The sequence below is a fragment of the Nocardiopsis sp. NPDC006198 genome (assembly GCF_040613895.1).
GTDB lineage: Bacteria > Actinomycetota > Actinomycetes > Streptosporangiales > Streptosporangiaceae > Nocardiopsis > Nocardiopsis tropica.
Genome location: NZ_JBEXSY010000034.1, coordinates 1 through 21,711 on the forward strand (window position 1 = coordinate 1; position 21,711 = coordinate 21,711).

General features: G+C 73.3%; 17 protein-coding genes, 1 tRNA gene and 1 pseudogene. 3 read left to right on the forward strand and 16 right to left on the reverse strand.

Features of this window, described 5'->3' with window-relative positions; translation table 11 throughout:
• Positions 1 to 128: 128 nt before the first annotated feature.
• The 9 genes and pseudogenes from rpmE to ABZ234_RS21525 form a co-directional block, all read right to left on the reverse strand.
• Complete coding sequence (gene rpmE, locus ABZ234_RS21485) at positions 129 to 338, reverse strand: 50S ribosomal protein L31 (protein WP_267946346.1); 210 nt, start codon at positions 336 to 338, stop codon at positions 129 to 131.
• Positions 339 to 536: 198 nt separating this feature from the next.
• Positions 537 to 2,366 carry an L-lactate permease gene (locus tag ABZ234_RS21490; RefSeq protein ID WP_355013231.1) on the reverse strand — a complete coding sequence of 610 codons (1,830 nt, stop codon included), beginning with the start codon at positions 2,364 to 2,366 and terminating at the stop codon, positions 537 to 539.
• 247 nt (positions 2,367 to 2,613) lie between these two features.
• On the reverse strand, positions 2,614 to 4,656 hold the full coding sequence (gene rho / locus ABZ234_RS21495) for a transcription termination factor Rho (protein ID WP_267946348.1): 2,043 nt from the start codon (positions 4,654 to 4,656) through the stop codon (positions 2,614 to 2,616).
• A 440-nt stretch (positions 4,657 to 5,096) separates the two neighbouring features.
• A pseudogene (thrB, locus tag ABZ234_RS21500) lies at positions 5,097 to 6,034 on the reverse strand (homoserine kinase).
• 98 nt (positions 6,035 to 6,132) lie between these two features.
• Positions 6,133 to 7,191, reverse strand: coding sequence for a threonine synthase (gene thrC, locus ABZ234_RS21505; RefSeq protein ID WP_267950499.1), 1,059 nt, complete (start codon positions 7,189 to 7,191; stop codon positions 6,133 to 6,135).
• 258 nt (positions 7,192 to 7,449) lie between these two features.
• A complete protein-coding gene (locus tag ABZ234_RS21510; RefSeq protein WP_267946349.1) occupies positions 7,450 to 8,736 on the reverse strand; it encodes a homoserine dehydrogenase in 1,287 nt (428 codons plus the stop codon).
• 67 nt (positions 8,737 to 8,803) lie between these two features.
• Complete coding sequence (gene lysA / locus ABZ234_RS21515) at positions 8,804 to 10,189, reverse strand: diaminopimelate decarboxylase (RefSeq protein ID WP_267946350.1); 1,386 nt, start codon at positions 10,187 to 10,189, stop codon at positions 8,804 to 8,806.
• A 129-nt stretch (positions 10,190 to 10,318) separates the two neighbouring features.
• A complete protein-coding gene (locus ABZ234_RS21520; protein ID WP_355013232.1) occupies positions 10,319 to 11,431 on the reverse strand; it encodes a DALR anticodon-binding domain-containing protein in 1,113 nt (370 codons plus the stop codon).
• Positions 11,428 to 11,820: a response regulator gene (locus ABZ234_RS21525; RefSeq protein ID WP_267946352.1), complete on the reverse strand. Its 393-nt coding sequence runs from the start codon at positions 11,818 to 11,820 to the stop codon at positions 11,428 to 11,430. Before ABZ234_RS21525 ends, ABZ234_RS21520 begins: the two co-directional genes overlap by 4 nt.
• A 131-nt stretch (positions 11,821 to 11,951) precedes the next feature.
• On the opposite strand from ABZ234_RS21525, the gene ABZ234_RS21530 reads away from it, so the two are divergent.
• The 3 genes from ABZ234_RS21530 to ABZ234_RS21540 all read left to right on the forward strand — a co-directional run bounded on the left by ABZ234_RS21530 (position 11,952) and on the right by ABZ234_RS21540 (position 13,809).
• Positions 11,952 to 12,023 (forward strand) — tRNA-Arg (locus ABZ234_RS21530).
• A 227-nt stretch (positions 12,024 to 12,250) separates the two neighbouring features.
• Positions 12,251 to 13,045 carry a GntR family transcriptional regulator gene (locus tag ABZ234_RS21535; protein ID WP_355013233.1) on the forward strand — a complete coding sequence of 265 codons (795 nt, stop codon included), beginning with the start codon at positions 12,251 to 12,253 and terminating at the stop codon, positions 13,043 to 13,045.
• 2 nt (positions 13,046 to 13,047) lie between these two features.
• Positions 13,048 to 13,809 (forward strand): glycosyltransferase family A protein, encoded by a 762-nt coding sequence (locus ABZ234_RS21540; protein ID WP_355013234.1) that lies wholly within the window; start codon positions 13,048 to 13,050, stop codon positions 13,807 to 13,809.
• 193 nt (positions 13,810 to 14,002) lie between these two features.
• On the opposite strand, the gene ABZ234_RS21545 is transcribed toward ABZ234_RS21540, so the two are convergent.
• The 7 genes from ABZ234_RS21545 to ABZ234_RS21575 form a co-directional block, all read right to left on the reverse strand.
• Positions 14,003 to 14,704, reverse strand: a complete 702-nt coding sequence (locus ABZ234_RS21545; protein ID WP_355013235.1) for an exonuclease domain-containing protein — start codon at positions 14,702 to 14,704, stop codon at positions 14,003 to 14,005.
• 332 nt (positions 14,705 to 15,036) lie between these two features.
• Positions 15,037 to 16,086, reverse strand: coding sequence for an NAD(P)-dependent oxidoreductase (locus tag ABZ234_RS21550; RefSeq protein ID WP_267946356.1), 1,050 nt, complete (start codon positions 16,084 to 16,086; stop codon positions 15,037 to 15,039).
• Positions 16,083 to 17,228 (reverse strand): ABC transporter ATP-binding protein, encoded by a 1,146-nt coding sequence (locus ABZ234_RS21555; protein ID WP_267946357.1) that lies wholly within the window; start codon positions 17,226 to 17,228, stop codon positions 16,083 to 16,085. The genes ABZ234_RS21550 and ABZ234_RS21555 overlap by 4 nt, the downstream gene beginning before the upstream one ends.
• A complete protein-coding gene (locus tag ABZ234_RS21560) occupies positions 17,225 to 18,361 on the reverse strand; it encodes an ABC transporter ATP-binding protein (RefSeq protein WP_355013236.1) in 1,137 nt (378 codons plus the stop codon). Before ABZ234_RS21560 ends, ABZ234_RS21555 begins: the two co-directional genes overlap by 4 nt.
• Entirely contained in the window at positions 18,358 to 19,224 is an 867-nt protein-coding gene (locus ABZ234_RS21565; RefSeq protein ID WP_267946359.1) for a carbohydrate ABC transporter permease, read from the reverse strand. Before ABZ234_RS21565 ends, ABZ234_RS21560 begins: the two co-directional genes overlap by 4 nt.
• 3 nt (positions 19,225 to 19,227) lie before the next feature.
• On the reverse strand, positions 19,228 to 20,169 hold the full coding sequence (locus ABZ234_RS21570) for a sugar ABC transporter permease (protein WP_355013237.1): 942 nt from the start codon (positions 20,167 to 20,169) through the stop codon (positions 19,228 to 19,230).
• Between the two features lie 13 nt (positions 20,170 to 20,182).
• On the reverse strand, positions 20,183 to 21,667 hold the full coding sequence (locus tag ABZ234_RS21575; RefSeq protein ID WP_355013238.1) for an extracellular solute-binding protein: 1,485 nt from the start codon (positions 21,665 to 21,667) through the stop codon (positions 20,183 to 20,185).
• Between the last annotated feature and the right edge of the window lie 44 nt (positions 21,668 to 21,711).

The window sequence follows — 21,711 nt, forward strand, 5'->3', positions numbered from 1 at the left end:
AACATCTACGGCTACTACTACACGCCCGAGAAGCTGTCGGCCACGTTCTGCACCCCCTACGACGTCGCCGGCGGCACCGCCCTCACCTCACAGTCCGGCGGCGGCGGCGCCACGGGACAGGGGCGGCGCTACTTGCGCTTGCCGAAGCGCTTCTCGAAGCGGGCGACGCGGCCGCCGGTGTCGAGGATCTTCTGCTTGCCGGTGTAGAACGGGTGGCACTCGGAGCACACCTCGGCACGGATCTTGCCCCCGCCCACGGTGCTGCGGGTGACGAAGTGGGCGCCACAGGTGCAGGTCACCTCGGTGGTGACGTACTCGGGGTGGATGTCGGCCTTCATGGTGTTCTCCTCATCAGGGGCGCGACCGCCGGACGCATGCCAAGCCGCACCACCCGGCGGGTGGTCGGCGTGGTGGGTCATGCGCGAACCGGTGTCGCGGCGATCCAGGTAGTCAGGGGCGGCGGGCCCTGCCGGAAGAAGGCGGGCCGTTACCCCGGTACCAGTTTGCCAGACCGACAACGATGCCGGGACCAGTGTCTATTCCGTCCCCCTCCCCCCTGGCCCGGGGGCGGCGTCCCGCGGGGTCCGGGGCGCCCCCGCGGAGTCCGCCCGGCGCATCAGGAGCACCAGCGCGGCCAGGGTCGCGAGGAGGAGGGCGAGCACGGCGGTTCCGGCGTTGGCGCCGAACCCGTAGACGAACACGTAGCTGACCGACCCGGCCAGGAGCACGTAGTAGGCCATCGGCAGGATCGTCTGCCGGATGAGGTCGCCCTCCCTGCCGGCCAGGCCGACCACCGCGGAGGCGGCGACCACGTTGTGGACGGTGATCATGTTGCCCGCGGCCCCTCCGACGGCCTGCGTGGCGACGACGGTCTCCGGCGGGATGCCGATGCGCTCCCCCGTCGAGAACTGGAACAGGGAGAACATCAGGTTCGAGACGGTGTTGGAGCCCGCCACGAACGCGCCCAGGGCGCCGATCCACGGCGCGTAGAGCGGCCACGTGGCGCCGCCCAGCTCGGCTGCGCCGGCGGCCAGGGTCAGGGGCATGCTCTCCATCGCGGTTTCGCCGAACTCGGCGCCGGTGTTGATGAACACGCGGACGAGGGGGACGGCGAAGAGCAGCGCGACGGCGGCGCCGGCCAGCTGCGATCCGGCCGCCTTCCAGGAGTCGGCCACCTGGCGCGCGCTCATGCGGTGCAGGACGCAGGTCACCAGGCAGACGAGGACGAAGGTCGCCCCGGGCGAGTAGAGGGGCTCGACCGCCTGGGCGACGGGGGTGCCGAGGATGTCGGTCGCGCCGACGGTGATGCCGGACAGCCACGCCTTGAGGGGTTCGACGGTGCGGGTGGCCACCAGCAGCGCGGCGACGAGGAGGTAGGGGGTCCAGGCGCGCAGGAGGCCGATGCGCCGGTCGTCGGCGAGGACGGTGTCGCCCTCGCCCGGGGCGATGCTGCCGCTCCAGCGGGCCAGCCAGTCCTCGCGCGGCGGGAAGTCCCAGGCCCGCTCCGGCATGAGGAAGCCCTTGCGCGCGGCGAGCACGACGACGACCAGGCCGGTCAGCCCGCCGAGGAGGCTCGTGAACTCCACACCGAGGAAGTGGTTGTACAGGACGGAGGGGACGGTCATGGCGAAGGCGGAGAAGAGCGCGAACCTCCACACCCCGAGGCCGTCGGAGAAGCGCCGCCCGCCGCCGTAGAAGCCGCAGAGCATGCAGCAGATGATCAGGGGCACGAGGGTGCCCGCGACGGCGTGCAGGAGGACGGTCTGGAACCCGATGTGGCCGATGAACTCCGGCACGGCCAGGCCGAGCGCGGAGGCCCGCTCGGCGACCTCGGGCGACCCCTCCAGGCCCCCGGCGACGCCCACCAGGATGGGGGTGCCGACGGCGCCGAAGCTGACAGGCGTGCTCTGGATGACCAGGCCGACCATGACGGCGGCCATGGCGGGGAAGCCCAGGGCCAGCAGGAGGGGCGCCACGACGGCGGCGGGTGTGCCGAACCCGGAGGCCCCCTCGATGAAGCTGCCGAACAGCCAGCCGATGATGATCGCCTGGACCCGCCGGTCGGGGGTGATGTCGGTGAACGTGGAGCGGATGGTGGCGATGGCGCCGCTCTTGGTGAGGGTGCTGAGCAGGAGGAGCGCGCCGAAGACGATGTACAGGAGTCCGGCGGCGAGGATGAGCCCCTGGATCGTGGACGCGGCGATCGACCGCCAGTCGGTCTCCCACGCGAGGACGGCGACGGCCACGACGACGGCGTACCCGGCGGGCATCGCGTACATGGCGGGGACGCGGAAGCCGACGAGGAGGACTCCGACCAGCAGGATGGGGGTGAGCGCCAGAAGGCTGAGCAGGGCGAGGTTGTCCATGCGGACTGCTCCCTGGAACGGGGGTGGTGCACTCGACCCCGCGACGATAGGCCGGTGTCGGCGGTCGGACCATCCCCCCTCTGTGATCCGAGACACACCGGTGATCTTTTTCGTTCCTCGGCCTCAGGATCCCGCCATGCGGAACACGTGGGCCCCTCCGTCCCCGCCCTCCCCGGAGTACCCCCGGCACACACGACGGCCCCCTCCCAGGCGGGAGGGGGCCGTCGGCGTCACGGGCGGGCCGGGGTCAGCGCTCCGGGCCCACGGTGGTCTTCTGGATCTGGAGCAGGAACTCCGCGTTGCTCTTGGACTCCCTCATCTTGTCCAGGAGCAGCTCGATCGCCTGGGTGGTGTCGAGCGCGTGCAGCACCCGGCGGAGCTTCCAGACGACGCCCAGCTCCTCCGAGGACATCAGGATCTCCTCCTTGCGGGTGCTGGAGGCGTCGACGTCCACGGCCGGGAAGATCCGCTTGTCCGCGAGGCTCCGGTTGAGCTTGAGCTCCATGTTGCCGGTGCCCTTGAACTCCTCGAAGATCACCTCGTCGGCGCGCGATCCGGTCTCGACCAGCGCGGTCGCCAGGATGGTCAGCGAGCCGCCGCCCTCGATGTTGCGGGCCGCGCCGAAGAAGCGCTTGGGCGGGTAGAGGGCGGTGGAGTCCACACCACCGGACATGATGCGCCCGCTCGCCGGGGCGGCCAGGTTGTAGGCGCGGCCCAGGCGGGTGATGGAGTCCAGCAGGACGACGACGTCCATGCCCATCTCGACGAGCCGCTTGGCACGCTCGATGGCCAGGTCGGCGACGACCGTGTGGTCCTCCGCGGGGCGGTCGAAGGTCGAGTGGATGACCTCGCCCTTGACCGTGCGCTGCATGTCGGTGACTTCCTCGGGCCGCTCGTCGACCAGGATCACCATCAGGTAGCACTCGGGGTTGTTCTCGGTGATCGCGTTGGCGATCGCCTGAACCACCATCGTCTTGCCCGCCTTGGGCGGGGAGACGATGAGCCCGCGCTGGCCCTTGCCGATGGGCGCCACGAGGTCGATGATCCGCGTGGTGAGGATGTGCGGCTCGGTCTCCAGGCGCAGGCGCTCCTGGGGGTACAGCGGGACGAGCTTGGAGAACTCCTGGCGGCCCCGGGCCTGGTCCGGCGACATGCCGTTGACCGAGTCCAGGCGCACCAGGGCGTTGAACTTCTCCCTGCGCTCCCCGTCCTTGGGCTGGCGGACGGCGCCGATGATGTGGTCGCCCTTGCGCAGGCCGTGCTTGCGCACCTGGGCCAGGGAGACGTACACGTCGCTCTGGCCGGGCAGGTAGCCGGTGGTGCGGACGAAGGCGTAGTTGTCCAGGATGTCCAGGATGCCCGCGACGGGCAGCAGGACGTCGTCCTCGCCGATCACCGGCTCCGGCTCCTGGCCCGTGCCTCGTCCGCGGCGGTCCCGGCGGTCCCGGCGGCGTCCCCGGCGGCGTCCGCCGAAGTCGTCGTCGTCGCCTCCGGGGCCACGGTCGCGGTCGCGGTCCCTGTCGCGGTCCCGGTCACGCCCCTGGCTCTGGCTCTGGCCCTGGTTCTGACCGCCTCCGCCCTGCTGCGGGGCACTGCCGTTGGCGTTCTGGTCGTCGCCACCGCGGTTGCGGTTGCGGCGGTTGCGCTGGCGCTCGCGACCCTGCCCGGACCTGTTGTCACGGTCCTCGGCGGAGTCGGGGCCGTTCTTCTGGGGGGTACTGGATGTCTTGGTCACGCTGCTCGCGGAGGTAGAGGAGTCGGCGCCGTCCACCGACCTGGCCTGGTCGCCGGTCTCGTCGCCGCGCCTGCGGGACGAACGCCGGTTGCGGGACGACTTGTCGCCCCGTCCACCCTGGGGGTCGGTCACGGCCTGGTCCGACGGCCGGTCGGCCGCGCGCTGACGCGGGGCTTCGTCCGTGCTCGCCGTGTCGGGGGCCTGGGCCTCGATCGAGCCGTCGGTTGCCTCGACCTTACCGGCCTTGGGAGCCGTGTCGGCTTTCTTTGCGGTTTTGACCTTCGTCGGGCCGCCCACGGGGCCGCCCTGCTTGGTCTCGATCGCGGCGATGACGTCGCTCTTGCGCATGCGCCCCGTACCGGTGATGCCCAGGCTGGAGGCGAGCTTCTGGAGCTCGGGGAGCTTCAGAGCCGCGAGCCCGGTACCGCGCGACGCCGTGCGGGACCTGGACGACGCACCTGTGGGCGCGCCATCGCCAGCCTCCGCTGCGGAGGCGCCGGTGGAGGCTTTGCTGTCGACCGCCGCGTCCGTGTGGAGTTCGGTGGTGTCGCTCACTAAGGGTCCTTCCCAAGGAGCGGGCTTCGGCCGTCAGCGGATTGCTTGATCGGCCGGCCCGGTGGTGCGAACCGGCAGGGGCCGGGTAGGGCTTGCCCCACGTGGATGTCGGAAACCGGTGTGAAGACGGTCCCCTACCCAATCGCGGCGGGCTCTGGGTACAGCCAGACGTCGGGGCGGATGGCTCGGTGGTGATGCCCGTCAACCGTGGTGACACACTCATCCGAGGAGGAGTGGACTTCGATGACGTTGGCACAGTCGCGGGAGAACCGCTGACTCGACACGTTGGCCGCCGCTTCCGAGTGGTCGTGAGATCGAACCATCGGAGTATGGGATGCGGAAGCCGCTGTGGCGGATGAGCACTCGCCCCGCAACGGGGCATCCGGTGCTTCACCTAGCCTAACATCACCAGAGGCCACGGCTATTCCTCGACACAGGTGCTACGGATGGGGAGATGGGGACCGCACCCCTCCGGCTCAACGTGTAGGGGGCGTATGTCCCAATCATTACCCGCCCTCCGACGGATCGAATCAACCTGTCGGATGATTTCCGGCGAATCAGGCCCGGCAGCACCCGCACCGACCGAGCACAGCACCAGCACCGTGGGACCCGCGCCGGAGACCACCGCGGGCAGTCCCTCGTGTCGGCGCAGGTCACGGATGAGGGCGAGGGTGCGCGGCATCGCCGGGGCCCGGTAGGCCTCGTGTAGCCGATCCTCGGTCGCCGCGTACAGGGTTTCGGGGTGGCCACAAACGGCCGCCGTCATCAGCGCGGAGCGCCCGGCGTTGAAGGCGGCGTCGGCGTGCGGCACCGTCTCCGGCAGGAGGCCCCTCGCCCGCTCGGTGGACAGCCGCTCGCCCGGGACGCACAGCACCGGGAGGATCCGCTCGTCCGGGGAGAGGCGCACCGCGCCCCACCGGCCGCCGTCACGGTAGGCGACCGTGTACCCGCCGTAGACGCAGGGTGCCACGTTGTCGGGGTGGCCCTCGATGTCGGCGGCGATCTGGTAGATCGCGTCCCGGTCCGGCCCGCCGTCGGGGCCGGTCCGTCCCAGCAGGGCGCTCGCGGCGGCGACGCCGCCAACGATCGCCGACGAGGAGGAGCCGAGCCCCCGGGCGTGCGGCACGTTGTTGACGCACGTCAGGTCGAGCCCGGGCAGCTTCTCCCCGGCGCGTTCGTAGGTCTCGCGCATGGCGCGGACGACGAGGTGCCGCCCGTCGAGCGGAACCTCCCCGGCTCCCTCCCCGCTGACGCGGACGCGGAGCTCCCCGTCGTCCCTGAGGGCCGCCTCGAACTCGTTGTACAGGCGCACGGCCAGGCCGAGGGCGTCGAAGCCCGGGCCGAGGTTGGCGCTCGTGGCGGGCGCGCGGACGGACACCGCGGTGGGGCGTGGTGGGGTCACTGCGGTCTTTCTCCTGACAGGACGCGCGGCGGGTTCCGGCCCGCCGCGCTCGGGGCCGTGGACGGCGGTCGGCCTCAGGCGAGGTCGAGCGCCTGGGCCGCGGCGAGTGCGTCGACGGGGACGGTGGTGGCGGAGGAGGCTCCGGCCAGCGCCCAGTCGGGGTCCTTGAGGCCGTTGCCGGTGACGGTGCAGACCACGCGGCTGCCGCGCTCGACCCGACCGGCCTCGACGGCCTGCAGGAGCCCGGCGACACTGGCGGCGGAGGCCAGCTCGACGAACACGCCCTCCTCCGCGGCGAGGAGCTTGTAGGCGGCCATGATCTGGCGGTCGGTGACCTTGTCGATCAGGCCGCCGGACTCGTCGCGCGCCTGCTCGGCGAGCTTCCAGGAGGCCGGGTTGCCGATGCGGATCGCCGTGGCGATGGTGCTCGGGCTGGTGACGGGGGCGCCGTTGACGATGGGCGCGGAGCCGCTGGCCTGGAACCCGAGCATGCGCGGGCTGCGCGACGAGATCCCGTCGCGGGCGTACTCCGTGTAGCCCATCCAGTAGGCGCTGATGTTGCCCGCGTTGCCCACCGGGATGCAGTGGACGTCGGGGGCGTCGCCGAGGGCGTCCACGATCTCGAACGCGGCGGTCTTCTGGCCCTGGAGCCGGTACGGGTTGACCGAGTTCACGAGGGCGACGGGGTAGTCGACGCTGAGCTTGCGGGCCAGTTCGAGGCAGTCGTCGAAGTTGCCGTCGACCTGGAGCAGGCGCGCCCCGTGGACGAGCGCCTGGGCGAGCTTGCCCATGGCGATCTTGCCCTGGGGCACCAGCACGGCGCAGGTCATGCCCGCGCGGATGGCGTAGGCCGCGGCACTCGCGCTCGTGTTGCCGGTGGAGGCGCAGATGACGGCCTTGGCGCCGTCCTCGGCCGCCTTGGAGATGGCCATCGTCATGCCGCGGTCCTTGAAGGAGCCCGTGGGGTTGAGCCCCTCGACCTTGAGGAAGACCTCGCAGCCCGTGAGCTCGGAGACGCGCGTGGCCGGCAGCAGGGGCGTGCCGCCCTCCTGGAGGGTGACGACGGGGGTGTTCTCGTTGACGGGGAGGCGGTCGCGGTACTCCTCGACGATGCCTCGCCACGCCCGTGCCATGCTCACGACTGAGTCCCTTTCGGGTGGATGCGGCTTCGCTTGACGCGCGGTGGATGCGGTGGGGTCGCCACGGGGACGCTGTCGAGCCCCGGGGCCCCGACCAGCTACGAGTCTACGACCCCCCACATACTATCTCGAATCGCGGTCGTTGGCGTCTCATCATGTGAAATCCGCGGGCGCGGCACGGAGGCCGCGCGGACGCTCCGCGCGGCCTGGTCCCGCGCCCGGGGCCGCACGGTCGCGGCCCCGGGCCGGGGGTCAGTCCGAGAAGGTCTCCACGCGCATCACGCTGGCCACCTCGCGGACCATCTCGTGCCCGCGCAGCACCTCGACGGTGGAGCTGAGCGCGGCGTCGGGGGCGGGGTGGCTGACGAGCACCAGCTGCGCGTCGTCCCCCGTCCCCTCCTGCCGGACGTTCTTGATGGACACCCCGTGGTCGGCGAAGATCTCCGCGACCTTGGACAGCACACCGGGACGGTCGGCCACGTCCAGCGCCACGTGGTAGCTGGTGATGGTGTGGCCCATGTCGTGCACCGGCAGCCCCGTGTCGTGCGCGCCCTCGGCCACCGAGGTGCGCGCGAGCCGGTTGCGCGCCACCGCGACCAGGTCGCCCAGGACCGCGCTCGCGGTGGGGGTGCCGCCCGCGCCCGCCCCGTAGAACATGAGGCGGCCCGCCGACTCGGCCTCGACGAAGACCGCGTTGTAGGCCTCCTTGACGCTGGCCAGCGGGTGCTCGACCGGCAGCATCACCGGGTGGACGCGCACGCCCACCGACTCACCGTCCTCCGAGCGCTGGCAGATCGCCAGGAGCTTGACCACGCAGCCCATCGCCCTCGCGCTGGCGATGTCGCCGGCGGAGACGCCCGTGATGCCCTCGCGATGCACGTCGGCGGCGGTCACCTGCTGGGTGTGGAAGGCCAGCCGCGCCAGGATCGCGGCCTTGGCCGCGGCGTCGAAGCCCTCCACGTCGGCGGTGGGGTCGGCCTCCGCGTACCCGAGGGACTGGGCCTCCTCCAGGGACTCCGTGAAGCCCGCGCCGAGGGAGTCCATCCGGTCGAGGATGTAGTTGGTGGTGCCGTTGACGATGCCCAGCACGCGGTGGACCCGGTCGCCGGCGAGCGAGTCCCGCAGCGGGCGCAGCAGCGGGATCGCCCCCGCCACGGACGCCTCGTAGTACAGGTCGACCCCGGCCTCGCGGGCGGCCCTGTGCAGGGTCTGGCCGTCCTCGGCGAGCAGTGCCTTGTTGGCCGTCACCACGGACTTGCCCGACTTGACCGCGGCGAGGATCAGGGAGCGGGCCGGTTCGATCCCGCCGATCACCTCGACCACGAGGTCGATGTCGGGACGCGTCACCAGGGCCGTGGCGTCGGTGGTCAGCAGCGCCGGGTCGACCCCGCGGTCGCGGTCGATACGACGCACCGCGATCCCGCCGATCTCGATCGGCGTGCCCACCCGCGCGGCCAGCTCCTCGGACTGCTCGTTGACCAGGCGGACGACTTCCGAACCCACAACGCCGCATCCGAGCAGCGCCACCTTCATCGCCATTTGGGCGTGACTCCCACTTCTCTCGTGTCCCTGCCTCGGGCGGCGGCGCCGCCCCGGAGTGGACTGTTCAGCCGACGTCGAGGCGGAGCAGGTCCTCCTCGCTCTCCCTGCGCACGATGACGCGTGCGCTCCCGTCCCTGACCGCCACCATGGCCGGCCTGGGCAGATGGTTGTAGTTGCTCGCCATGGAGTAGCAGTAGGCGCCCGTCGCGGCCACCGCCACCAGGTCCCCCGGCCGCAGGTCCGCCGGGAGGTAGAGGTCGTGCACGATGATGTCGCCGCTCTCGCAGTGCTTGCCGACCAGGCGGGACAGCATGGGAGCCGCGTCGCTCTCCCGGGACACCAGCTGGCTGGTGTACTCCGAGCCGTACAGGGCGGTGCGGATGTTGTCGCTCATCCCCCCGTCGACGCTCACGTAGGTGCGGATCCCCTCGACGTCCTTGACGGTACCGACCTCGTAGACGGTGATCCCGGCCGGGCCCGCCAGTGCGCGCCCCGGCTCGACGGCGATGCGCGGCATCGGCAGGCCCGCGTCCTCGCACTCCCTGCGCACGATGGCGGTCAGGCCCGCGGCGATGGCCGACGGGTCGAGGGGGTCGTCGCCGGAGGTGTAGGCGATGCCCAGACCGCCGCCCAGGTCGAGCTCGGCGAGGGTGACGCCCAGGTCCTCGTGGACGCCGGTGAGGAAGCGCGCGACGCGGCGGGCGGCCACCTCGAACCCGGAGGTGTCGAAGATCTGCGAGCCGATGTGGGAGTGCAGGCCCACGAGCTCGATGTGGGACGCGTCGAGGACGCGGCGGACGGCCTCGCCCGCGGCCCCGGTGCTCAGCGCGAAGCCGAACTTCTGGTCGTCGTGCGCGGTGGCCACGAACTCGTGGGTGTGCGCCTCGACGCCCGTGGTCACGCGGATGAGCACCTTCGGGCGGACGCCGAGACCGGCGGCGACGGACTCCAGCCGCTCGATCTCGTCGAAGGAGTCGACGATGATCCGTCCCACGCCGGCCTCGGCGGCGCGGCGCAGCTCGTGGACGGACTTGTTGTTGCCGTGCATGCCGATGCGCTCGGCGGGGACGCCCGCGGCCAGGGCCACGGCGAGCTCGCCGCCCGAGCACACGTCCAGCTTGAGGCCCTCCTCGACGACCCAGCGGGCGACGGCCTTGGTGAGCAGCGCCTTGCCCGCGTAGTAGACGTCGGCGTCGGAGAACGCCGTGCGGTAGTCGCGCGCACGGCCGCGGAAGTCCTCCTCGTCCATGACGAAGAGGGGCGTGCCGTACGTGGCGGCGAGTTCGCGGACGCCGACGCCGCCGACCACGACCTCCCCGCCGGAGCGGCGGGCGGTCGCCGGCCAGACCCGGGGGTCGAGGTCGTTGAGGTTCTCCGGCGGCAGGGGCGGGTTGTCCTCCGGCAGGACCTCCGCGTGGCGGGATCCGGCGGGGTGGGCGTAGCGGCTCATGATGGGCTTTCGGCTGGAACTGTACGTCTGTGCGGGTCGGCGGGCCCCGGCGGCGGGGCCCGGGCCCATTGTCCACCGACCCGATCGGAACGATGGGGACGGGTGGCCCCGGGAGGGACGACGGGGCGTCTACAGCCTTGTGGGCGCTGACACCCCGAGCAGGAAGAGCCCGGTGCGGAGGACCCCGGCGACGGCGGCGGGCAGTGCCGTGCCCGTGTCCGGGTCCTGGGCGCCCCGCTCCGCCGGTCCGGCGGCCGCGTGGGGACACGCCCGCCACTCATCGTAGGCACTGGCCAGCGCTTCCAGGTATCTCACCAGGATATGGGGTTCCTCTCGGCGCGCGGCCGTGTCCAGCACGCCGGGCCCGTCGAAGAGGAGTCCGCGCACGGCCGCCGCGTGCTCGGGGCACGCGGCGGGGGGCGGCGCCCCCTCCGCCGTCCAGCGCCCGCGTGTGACGGCGTGGGCGTGGGCGTGGCGCAGCCGGAAGGCGGGGTTGGCGTCGGTGAGGCGGACCCAGGCCCCCGGGTACTCGGCGGAGGGCAGGACGGGCAGGTCGCGGCCGGTGGTCTCGGTGTCGCGGGGACGTTCGGGGACCGACCGGCAGAAGGCGACGCGCGCGCTGTCCTCCCCGACGGCGCCGAGGACGCGCGCCGCGGGGGTGAGGAGTTCGCTGCGGTCGCCGTCCAGGTAGGGGTCGCGCCAGGACACCTCGGCGGTACCGGGGCCCGGCGGCGGGGTGCGCGGCCCGGTGGCCAGGGCGATGCGCCCCCGTGCGTCGGCCCGGGCGAGCCTGCGGGCCTGGGCCACCGGCCCCGCCTCGTGCAGGGCGGTCCGCGGCCACTCCCCCTCGCCGTCCCAGTCGCGGCCGGTGAGGAAGCGGGGGCCGTCGGCGGCCTCGGCGACCAGGGCGTCCCTCTGGCCGCCGGTGAACGTGATGTTGAGGAAACCGCGCCCGTCGCCGCGGATCCGGGCGAAGTCGGCCAGGCCCTCTTCGCGCATGCTCTCCAGCTGCGCGGCCACAAGGCCGGAGACCAGCACGTGGTGGCGCCGCCCGCGCCCCCCGCCCGGGGGGAGCCGCGCGGCGACCTTCCCGACCAGGCGCGGCGCCAGCGCGGTGGCGGCGTCGGCGCCCCCGTCCGCCTGGTCGTGGCGCGGCCACACGAACGGCACCTCGTCCGGCGGGAGGTCGAACGCGCGGGCGGCGGCCTCGCGGAGCACGGCCTCCAGGCGCCCGGGGTTCATTCGGGGCCCCCGGCCCCGTCGACGAGGCCGCGGATGACGTCGATCAGCGCGTCGGGGTCGAACGGCTTGGTGACGTAGGCGTCGACGCCGATCCGCTCGCCGCGCCGCTGGTCGTCGGCCTGGGTGCGGGCGGTGACCAGGATGATGGGGCAGTGCCGGGTGCGCGCGTCGGCGCGCAGCCGCTCGGCGGCGGTCCAGCCGTCCATACGGGGCATCATCACGTCCATCGTGATGACGTGGGGGGCGATGTGGGCGGCCCGGTCGAGGCAGTCGCGTCCGTCCACGGCGGTGAACACCTCGAACCCCTCCAGTTCGAGGTTGAGGCGGATCAGTTCCCGGATCACGTCGTCGTCCTCGACGACGAGAACCCGTGTGGGTAGGGCGTTCACGGGCGTGACACTACCCCCGCGCGGCGACACGGCACCACCGGAATCCGCCGATCGGCGCGCCCCTCCCCGGCGCGTCCCGAAGCGGTGGACGAAGGGCCCCGGTCCCCTGCTACAGTTGTTCACGCAAGCCAGCCCCCTTAGCTCAGGGGATAGAGCATCGGCCTCCGGAGCCGGGTGCGCAGGTTCGAATCCTGCAGGGGGCACGCGGGCGCGTCAGCGCCGTAGTGGAGACGACCAGCGGGAACACTGTTCCCAGCTGGTCTTTTTCTTTTCCGGGAGGTCGTCCGACCCGGTGCGCCGCCCTCCGCAGGGCCGGGGCCGCGCACGGAGGCGACGGATTCCGAGGGGAACGGACCCGCCTGGCAGGGGGACGGGGTCCCCGAATCCTGGTGACGGTCCTCACGAGGCCGGTGGGAGCGGTGAGCGACACATGGTCGGGCACAGGGCGAACGAGCGGCTCGCGGGCGAGCTCCGGCGGCGGATCCGGGCCGGGGACCCCGCCCCCGGGGAACCGCTGCCCTCCGGGGCCGAGCTGGCCCGGCGCCACGGCGCGGACCCGGCGGCCGTGCGCGGGGCACTGGTGATCCTCCGCGCCGAGGGCCTGGTCGGGGACCGTCCCGGCCGGGGTCCCGTGGTGCTCGCACCGCGGCGCGGGGTGCTGCGGAACGACGAGCGCCACCAGTGGGAGAAGGACCGGGCGCGTACGGACCTCCGGGAGCGGCGCTCCACCGGCGCGACCGAGAACGACACGGGATCCGTGGTGGACGACCTGGTGTTCAGTGCCCGCTACACGCGGGTGGTGGCCGATGCCGGCCTGGCGGAGGCGCTGGGGGTGCCGGAGGGGACCGCGCTGCTGGAGCGCGTCTACCGGACCCGCCACCGCGACGAGGACGCGCCGTTCGGCCTCACCTCGTCCTACATCCCGATCGACCTGCTGGAGTCCGAGCCCGCGCTGCTCGACGAGTCCGCGGAACCGTGGCCGGGAGGCACGCAGAGCCAGCTGTGCACCGTCGGCGTCGAGGTGGACCGCGTGGAGGAGAGGGTGACGGCGAGGCCGCCCACCCCCGACGAGGCGGAGGAGCTCGGGCTGGGTGAGGGCGTCGCCGTGATGGTGCTCAGGAAGGCCTCCACCGACACGCGGGGCAGGGTCGTGGACTGGTCCGAGGTCGTCCTCCCGGGCGACCGCGCCGAGGCGGTCTTCACGACGCGGCTGGAGCGGTGGTAGCCGTGCCCGGGATCGTCTCCGTCGTCACGGCGGTCCACGCGCCGGGCGCCCGGTTCCTGCCCGAGGCCTACCGCTCCCTCGCGGAGCAGAGGCTGCCCGGGGGGTGGGACTGGCAGTGGGTCGTCCAGGAGGACGGTGAGACCGACGGGGTCCGTCCCCTCCTCCCCGACGACCCCCGGGTGAGCTTCGGGCAGGGGCGGCCCGGCCGGGCGGGCATGGCCCGCACGCTGGCGCTGTCCCGGGCGGAGGGCGAGTTCGTCAAGGTCCTGGACGCCGACGACCAGCTGACGCCAGGGGCCCTGGCCCGGGACCTCGCCGCGCTGACGGGCGGCTCGGGGGCCGCATGGGCGGCGTCGGCGGTCCTGGACCTGCTGCCCGACGGCTCCACCGAGGGTTTCCCGGGGGATCCCGCCGAGGGGCCCGTCGAGCGCGGGTCGGTCCTGTCGAGCTGGCGGGCGCACGACTTCCTGGCGCCGGTGCACCCGGCGACGCTCTGTGTGCGCCGCGACCTGCTCCTGGCCCTGGGCGGGTGGATGGCGCTCCCGGCGTCGGAGGACACCGGGCTGCTGCTGGCGCTGGACGCCGTGAGCCGCGGGTGGTTCACGGCGGAGCACGGCCTGCTGTACCGGAAGTGGCCGGGCCAGGTGACCGCCGCGGCGGCGCACACCGACCGCGGGGAGCGTGCGGCGCGCATGGCCGTGGTGGAGGCGCGGGCGCTGTCCCTGGCGCGGACCGGCTGGGACTTCGTCCCGCCCCGGGGCTAGTCCGCGCTCCGCGGACCGTTCCGGGCCCGCGCCCGACGGGCCCTCCCGGAGCGTCCGCGGAACACGCCCCGGACGCCGGCGGCGGTCGGCCGGTACGCCGACCGCGGCCGGCGTACCGGGCCGGGGCTCCGGCCGGGAGGGGCGGGCCGACCGCCCGCGCGGGCACGGCCCCCGTTGTGCGCGCTGTCCGGGTTCAGGCCTTGGCGATCGGCCACGAGCCGTCGACGACCGCCTCGGGGTCCCGCCCCCTCCGCAGGTAGGCCTGGAAGGACGCCGCCTGGTCGGCCTTCCAGCCGACCTGGGCGGCGTGCAGGTCGTCCACGCCCATCTCGGCCAGCTCGGGGTGGGCGGCGGCGAGCTTCCAGGCCAGGCGGGCCGCGGCGAGCGCGTCGGCGGAGGCCCCGTGGGCCTGCTGCTCGTCCAGCGGCACGCCGTGGTGCGCGCACACGTCCACCAGCTTGCGCCCGCCCCTGCGGTAGGGGTCCATCTGCTTGTCCAGCACCAGGGGGTCCACGACGCGCAGCTGCCCGAAGAAGCTCACCCCCGAGCCGTGCCGTTCCAGTTCGGCGGAGAGCAGGCCGAGGTCGTAGGGGGCGTTGTAGATCACCACGGGCAGCCCCTCCACGACGGCCCGCTCCAGGGAGGCGCCGATCTCGGCCACCACCTCCGCGGCCGGGCGGCCGTGCTCGCGGGCGTGCCCGGTGGTGATCCCGTGGATGGCCGCGGCCTCCTCGGGGATCTCGATGCCCGGGTCGGCCAGCCAGGTGGTGGCGTCCTTGGTGCGGGCGCCGGGGTCGATCCGCCACAGGGCGGCGGTGACGATCCGGTCGGCGGCCAGGTCCAGTCCGGTGGACTCGAAGTCCAGGGCGGCCATCGGTTGCATGTGCCAGGTCATGACGTCCTTCGGGTCGGCTGGTTCCTACCTTCCCGCACCTGGCGTCCCACACCGGGGACGCGGGGGTCCCGGGGCCGCCGGGAGAACTCGCCGCCGCGCACTGCCGACGCGGGGAACGTCACCCCCGGACGGGCGGGGGTGACGGCCGGGAGCTGGGGTGGGGCCGCAGGGTGTGGAGCGCGGGCGGGGCCAGGGGCGCGCGACCGGGCCGGCCGTGCGAGGGCAGGCCGGAGCGGGCGGGCCCCTGGGGACCCCCCGTCTTCCAGTCAACCGGGGCGGGCGCTGGGGCGCCAGAGCCGGACGCGGCCTGTGGACGACCGTTGTCCGCGCGCTCACGTGTCCCGGCCGGCCCCTCCCCCCGTGAGCACCGCCGCGACCTCGCGCGCGATCCGGACCGCGGACTCCTCCGCGACCTGGGTGGACGCGCCCGCCAGGTGCGGGGTGGCGAAGACCCCCGGGCGCCGCAGCAGCGGGTCGCCCGCCGCCGGGGGCTCGGGGTCGAACACGTCCAGCACCGCTCCGCGCAGGTGCCCCGACTCCAGGGCCCGGTCCAGCGCGGCCGCGTCCACCAGTTCACCGCGCGCGGTGTTGACCAGCAGTGATCCCGGCCGCATCGCCGCGAGCGCCGCCGCGTCCACGATGTGGCGGGTCTCCTCCGTCAGGCGGGCGTGCAGGCTCACCACGTCCGACCCGGCCAGCAGCTCGTCCAGCCCCACCAGGCGGGCGCCCGCGCGGCGCGCCGTCGCGGGGTCGGCGTAGGGGTCGTGGGCGAGCACCGTCGCGCCGAAGGCTCCCAGCAGTTCGGCCACCCGCGCCCCCACCGCCCCCAGCCCGACCAGACCCACCGTGGCCGCCCGCAGCTCCGTGCCGGTGCGCTCGTACCGGAACCCCTCCGCGTCCCACCGGCCGCGCGCCAGCCCGGCCGCGGCGTCGGGCAGGCCTCGCATGGCGCAGATCATCGTTCCGACGCAGTACTCGGCGACCGCGCCCAGGTTGCGCCCTGGCAGGTGGACCACGGGCACCGACGCCTCGGCCGCCGCCGCGACGTCCACGTTGACGGGGCCGCCCCGGGTCACGCCGATGACCCGCAGGGTGCCGCGCCCCGCCTCGACCACCTCGCGTGTGACCGGCGCCAGGTGGGTGACCAGGGCGTGCGCGCCCCGGGTCAGGGCGGCCAGCGCGGCGGGGTCCCCGGAGGCCTCCCTGACCCCGTCCACGTCGGCGAAGGGCGCGGTGGGCCAGTCGGAGTCGACGCGGTCGATCGTGGCGGGGAGGGCGTGCCGACGGGCGCCGCCCGCCAGTTCGGCCTCCAGCGCCCCGGCGAGCAGGTCGGCGGAGATGAACCTGTCCCCGGCGCAGACCAGGCGAAGGGTGTCGGTCATCGCAGTCGCTCCCCCGTTCCGGGGTCGAAGAGGTGGACGTGTTCGGGCCGTGCCCCGATCAGGACGGGGGCGCCCGGGTCGAGGGAGGCCCCGCCGGGCGTCTGGACGACGAACCGGCCCGGGCCCCCTCCTCCCGCCTCCGGCGGGTCCTGCCCGGCGAGGTCGACCGTGGCCAGTCCGAACTCCATGAGGTACTCGAACACGCCGACGGTCGCGCTCAGCGCGGGACGCGCCGACCCCCGCCCGACGAGCTCGCAGTCCTGCGGGCGCAACCCCACCTGGACCCGGGTGCCCGCGCGGGCGCGGGAGGCCGTGGGCAGGGTCCCGGCCCCGCCGATGCGGACGGCCCCGCCGCCGTCCGCGACCGTCCCCCCGACCAGGTTGATCGAGGGTTCGCCCACGAAGTCGGCGACGAACCGGTCGGCGGGGTCGTCGAAGACCTCGTCGGGGGTGCCGAACTGCCGGATCACACCGCCGTCCATGACCGCCATCCGGTCCGCGAGGCTGAGCGCCTCCAGCTGGTCGTGGGTGACCACGATGGTCGTGTAGCCGAACTCGCGCTGGAGCACCTTCAGTTCGCGCCGCACCCGCTGGCGCTGCCCGGCGTCCAGGTGGGACAGGGGCTCGTCCAGCAGCAGGACCGGCGGGTTGCGGACCAGGGCCCGCGCCAGGGCCACGCGCTGCTTCTGGCCGCTGGAGAGGCCGGCGGGGCGCAGGTCCAGCAGGTCGGTGATCTCCAGGCGCTCGGCGATCGCGGCCACGCGCGGCCCGACGTCGCGGGCCCTCCGCGCGCGCAGCCCGTACGCCAGGTTCTCCCGCACCGACAGGGGCGGGTAGAGGGCGTAGCCCTCGAAGCCGACGCCGACGTCGCGCCTGCCCGGGGGCAGGTCGGTGACCGCGCGGTCGCCGATGAGGACCTCCCCGGAGGTCACGGTCTCCAGGCCGGCGATCATGCGCAGGGTGGTGGTCTTGCCGCAGCCGGAGGGGCCGAGGAGGGCGACCATCTCCCCCGGTTCGACGGCGAGGTCGATGCCGCGCACGGCCGCGAACGGCTCGCGCCCGCGCGCGGTGTAGGTCTTGTGCAGGTTGCGCAGGGTGAGGCTCCGGGCGGCCCGGGGCGCGGTGTCCGGCGCGGCCGTCATCGCGTCCCCCCGACCGGCAGCGCGCTGCCCACCCGGGGCGGGTGCGGGGACCCGTCCCCCGCCTGCCCCGCGAAGACGTGGACGCGTCCCCACGCGACCGCGAGGGTGACGTCGTCCCCCTCCCGGACGCGCGGGTCGTCGGTGACCGTGATGACGGTCCGTCCGGCCACGTCCACGCTCAGCTCGCGGGAGCGGCCGAGGCGTTCGACCAGGACGACCCGGCCGCGCATGGTGAGCTCCCGCCCCGCGCCGTCCGGAGGCGCGGACGGTCCTGCGATCCGCAGGTCCCGGGGGCGCAGCCCGAGCAGGACGCCGTCGGCGCCGTGCGCCTCCTCCGGGAGGGCGACGGTGGCTCCCCCTCCGTGGGTGGTGGCCAGTCCTCGGTGCACGCGGGCCTCCAGCAGGTTCGTCTCGGGCTGTCCCAGGGAACGGGCGACGAAGGCGTCCGCCGGGGTCTCCCACACCTGGGCCGGGGTGCCGACCTGGACGAGCCGCCCCTCGCGCAGCACCCCGATGCGGTCGCCCAGGGCGAGGGCCTCCTGGTAGTCGTGGGTGACGTAGACGGTCGTGGTGCGCGCCATCCCGCTGAGCTGCTTGAGCTCCGCCCGCATGGCGGCGCGCAGTTTGGCGTCCAGGTGGGAGAGGGGTTCGTCCAGCAGGTAGACGTCGGCCGGCCTGACCAGCACGCGGCCCAGGGCCGTGCGCTGGCGCTGGCCGTTGGACAGCTCGCGCGGATAGCGGCCGAGCAGGTGGTCGATGCCCAGGGTCCGGGTGACCTCGCCGATGCGTGCGCCGCGCTGCTCGGGCGTCCAGGTCCCCAGGCGCCCGGAGCGCAGGGGCGAGGCGAGGTTCTCCGCCACGGTCTTCTGGGGGTAGAGGGCGTAGCTCTCGAAGGCCATCGCCACGTTGCGCTCGTAGGGCTCCACCCCGGTCATGTCGCGACCGCCGATGAGGACGGCGCCGGTGGCCCCCTCCACGAGTCCGGCGACGCACTTGAGGGTGGTGGTCTTGCCCGCCCCCGAGGGGCCGAGGACGACGAAGAACTCGCCGTCGGCGATCTCCGCGTCCAGGCCGTGGAGGGCGGTCTTCCTTCCGTAGCGGGCGCCGAGCCCGCGCAGTTCCAGGGAACTCACGACTTCACCGCCCCGAACGACAGGCCGCGCACGAGATAGCGCTGGATGGACAGGGCCACCAGGAGCGGTGGCAGGGCCGCGATGAGCGCGGCCGCGGCGGTGAGGTTGTAGAACGCCTGCCCGCCGCCGCCGAGGAACCGGGTCACGGCCACGGTCACCGTGGGGTTCTGGCCGCCGGTGAGGATCAGCGGGAACACGTAGTTGTTCCACGCGAAGACGAACGCCAGCAGCGCCGACGCCGCGATGCCGGGCCGCACCAGCGGGAGCGCCACCATGAGGAAGGCGCGGGTGCGGGTGTAGCCGTCCAGGAGGGCCGCCTGTTCGAGCTCCTCCGGCATGTCCTGGAAGTAGGACCGCAGGATCCACACGATCAGCGGCAGGGTGACCAGCTGGAGCACCCAGATCGTGCCGGCGTCGGAGTCGAACAGCCCGAGCTGGTTGTAGATGACGAACAGCGGCACGATCACCATCAGCTCCGGTGCGAACCGGAACGACAGGATGGTGAACATGATGTCCCCGGACCCCCGGTAGGCCCAGCGTCCGGCCGCGTAGGCCGCCGGGACGCCGATGGCGAGGGACAGCAGGACCGCGCCCAGCGAGGTGACCAGGCTGGTGAGCAGCGCCCCGGTGAAGTCGACGCCGGTGAGGCGGACCCCCTCCTCGCTCAGGACGGTGGCGAAGTTGTCCGGGGTCGGGGTGAACACGAAGTAGGTGGAGGTCTGGTCCGCCCTGGACTTGAGGGACAGCAGGACCATCCACAGGATCGGGAACAGCGAGAAGGCGAACCACAGGACCAGCAGGAGGTCGGCCCCGGCGGAGGCCGGGGAGAACCGGCGCCGTCCCGGTCGGCGGGTGGCGGTCACGGTTCAGTCCTCCGATCCGGCCGCGCGGCGCTGGGCCCGGCCCAGGACGGCGACCAGGTAGCGGGCGGTGATGAACACGATCACCCACAGCAGCAGCATGTAGGTGCTGCCGAGGGAGAAGTTCAGGTTGGTGATCGAGTTCTGGAAGGCGCCGATCTGGAGGGTGCGGGTGGCCCCTCCCGGCCCTCCGGCGGTGAGCACGTACACGTGGTCGAAGACCTTCAGCGAGTCCATGAACCGGAAGATCACGGCGACGAGGATGTAGGGCCACATCATCGGCAGCATGAGGCGCCGGAACATGTAGAACCAGCCCGCGCCGTCCACGTCGGACGCCTCGAAGGGCTCCCGGGGCAGCGAGCGGAGCCCCGCCAGGACGAGGACCGCGACGAAGGGGGTGAAGATCCAGACGTCGACCAGCATCACCGACCACAGGGCGCGGTCCTCGCTCAGCCAGTCGAAGGTGGAGCCGAGTCCGAGCATGTGGTTGAGCACGCCGAACTGGGGGTTGAACATCAGCCCCCAGATGACGCCGGCGATCACCGGGGCGATCATCAGCGGCAGGATCAGCAGGCGTTCCAGGAGCCTGCCCACGAGGCCGGCGCGGAAGAGCAGCAGCGCGATGCCGACGCCGAGGACCGTCTCGACGGCCGTGGCGGCGAGGGCGTAGGTGGCGGTCACGCGCACGCTGGACCAGAACACCGGGTCGCCGAGGGTCCCGGTGATGTTCCGGAGGCCGACGAACACGGGCTCGGGGACGACGGCCGCGTAGTCGAGGAAGGCGTAGTAGGCGCCCAGGGCGAACGGGTACAGGATGCCCGCGATGACGAGGACGGCGGGGACGGACAGCAGGTAGGGCCGGAGCCCGCGCCGCCAGGCGGGGACCCGGCGGACGGGGGCGCCGCCCCCGGGCCCCTCCGCCTCCGGGGGTGCGGTGGTCGTGCTCACGTGCTCGTCCCCCTCACTCGGTGTCGAGCGCGTCGGTGCTCGCCCGCGCCAGCGCGTCGAGCCGTTCCCCGGCGTCGTCGCCCGCGTAGATGTCCTGGAGCGCCACCGCCCAGTTCTCGGTGTTCTCGAAGAACTGCGTCTGCGGCGTGAAGTGGATCCTCGTGGAGTCGATGACCCTCTCGAAGGTCTCCTGGTAGCCGGAGAACTCGCCGAGGCCCGCCTTGAACGCGTCCTCGAACACGGACTCGCGGGTGGGGTCGGCGAACCCCAGCTCGCCGGTCTGGACGGCCTGGCTCTGGGCGTCCCTGCCCGTGGCCCACTGGATGAACAGCCAGGCGGCGAGCTTGTTGCGGGACGCGGAGCTCATGGCCAGCGACCACGTCCACAGGTTGGTGTCGTAGTTGCCGTCGGGTCCGGCCGGTCCCGGGTGCCAGGCGAGGTTGCCCGCCTCGGCGCTGTTGCCCGCGATGTTCTGGGGGTAGGTGGCCGAGTCCGCGTCGTAGACCATCATGGCCGTGCCCGACCCGAGGTCGGCGGTGCAGTCGGGGTAGTCGTAGGTGGTCCAGGAGGTGGGGCCGGCGTCGCGCGCGAGGTCGACCCACTTCCGGGTGAAGTCGACGGCGGCCTCCGAGTTCATGGCGGCCACGAGCCGGTCGCCCTCCAGCGTGTAGTCGACGCAGCCCTCCCTCGTGAACTGGGTCATGAACCCGGGGTGGATGGTCGCCCAGGAGCGCGATCCCCGGAAGGCGAGGCCGTAGGTGTTCTCCGAGCGGTCCGTGAGGTCGACGGCCAGTTCGCGGAGTTCGTCGAAGGTCTCCGCCGGCCGGATGCCGCGCCGGTCGAACTCGGCCTTGTTGTAGCAGATCACGTTGGTCTCGAAGCCCCACGGGACGGCCCACTGCCCTCCGGTGCCCAGCGGGCTCCCGGTGGTGAAGTCCCACGAGGTGGAGGTGCGCAGGCCCTCGTAGATGTCGTCGAAGTCGTACTCGTCGCTCGTGGCGGACTCGTTGTCGATCCAGGGGCGCAGGTCCTCCATCCAGCCGGGCGGGCCGTAGGTCCAGATGAAGTAGGCGCCGGTCATGAACGCGTCGTAGTTGCCCGCGCCGCTGGCCAGCTCGGTGTTGAGGCGCGTGTAGTAGTCGGCCTCCGCGACGAGGTCGGCGTTGACGGTGATGCCGGTCAGCTCCGTGAACTGCGCGAGGAGGGGCTGGAAGGCCACCTGGTAGGGGTGCGGGGTCTGGAGCACGGAGATCTCGGCGCCCTCGGCCTTGCGCCAGTCGAACGCCCCGGTGACCTCGCCGGCCCCGTTCTCGCCGCCGGCGATGCTGCCGGTGCCCAGTCCGCACCCGGGCAGCAGGACCGCTCCCGCCGCGGCCGCGCCGCCCGCGCCCAGGAGGCCCATGGCACGGCGCCGGGACAGGTCCGGCGCTCCGGGCGGGCCGGGGACGAGGGGGGATCCGGGGGTACGCGGGGGGCGGCGGTTCCTTCTGGGGTTCATGGTGCTCTCCGGTCGGTGGTGGGGGGTGGCGCCGTCCGGCGGGG

What these genes read in the sequence shown, in the direction of transcription:
- ABZ234_RS21535 (WP_355013233.1), top strand. Translation starts at nt 12,251, where the DNA reads ATGGTCGGGCACAGGGCGAACGAGCGGCTCGCGGGCGAGCTCCGGCGG.
- ABZ234_RS21490 (WP_355013231.1), bottom strand. Translation starts at nt 2,366, where the DNA reads ATGGACAACCTCGCCCTGCTCAGCCTTCTGGCGCTCACCCCCATCCTG.
- ABZ234_RS21550 (WP_267946356.1), bottom strand. Translation starts at nt 16,086, where the DNA reads ATGACCGACACCCTTCGCCTGGTCTGCGCCGGGGACAGGTTCATCTCC.
- lysA (WP_267946350.1), bottom strand. Translation starts at nt 10,189, where the DNA reads ATGAGCCGCTACGCCCACCCCGCCGGATCCCGCCACGCGGAGGTCCTG.
- rpmE (WP_267946346.1), bottom strand. Translation starts at nt 338, where the DNA reads ATGAAGGCCGACATCCACCCCGAGTACGTCACCACCGAGGTGACCTGC.
- ABZ234_RS21555 (WP_267946357.1), bottom strand. Translation starts at nt 17,228, where the DNA reads ATGACGGCCGCGCCGGACACCGCGCCCCGGGCCGCCCGGAGCCTCACC.
- thrC (WP_267950499.1), bottom strand. Translation starts at nt 7,191, where the DNA reads ATGGCACGGGCGTGGCGAGGCATCGTCGAGGAGTACCGCGACCGCCTC.
- ABZ234_RS21510 (WP_267946349.1), bottom strand. Translation starts at nt 8,736, where the DNA reads ATGGCGATGAAGGTGGCGCTGCTCGGATGCGGCGTTGTGGGTTCGGAA.
- ABZ234_RS21545 (WP_355013235.1), bottom strand. Translation starts at nt 14,704, where the DNA reads ATGACCTGGCACATGCAACCGATGGCCGCCCTGGACTTCGAGTCCACC.
- ABZ234_RS21520 (WP_355013232.1), bottom strand. Translation starts at nt 11,431, where the DNA reads ATGAACCCCGGGCGCCTGGAGGCCGTGCTCCGCGAGGCCGCCGCCCGC.
- ABZ234_RS21575 (WP_355013238.1), bottom strand. Translation starts at nt 21,667, where the DNA reads ATGAACCCCAGAAGGAACCGCCGCCCCCCGCGTACCCCCGGATCCCCC.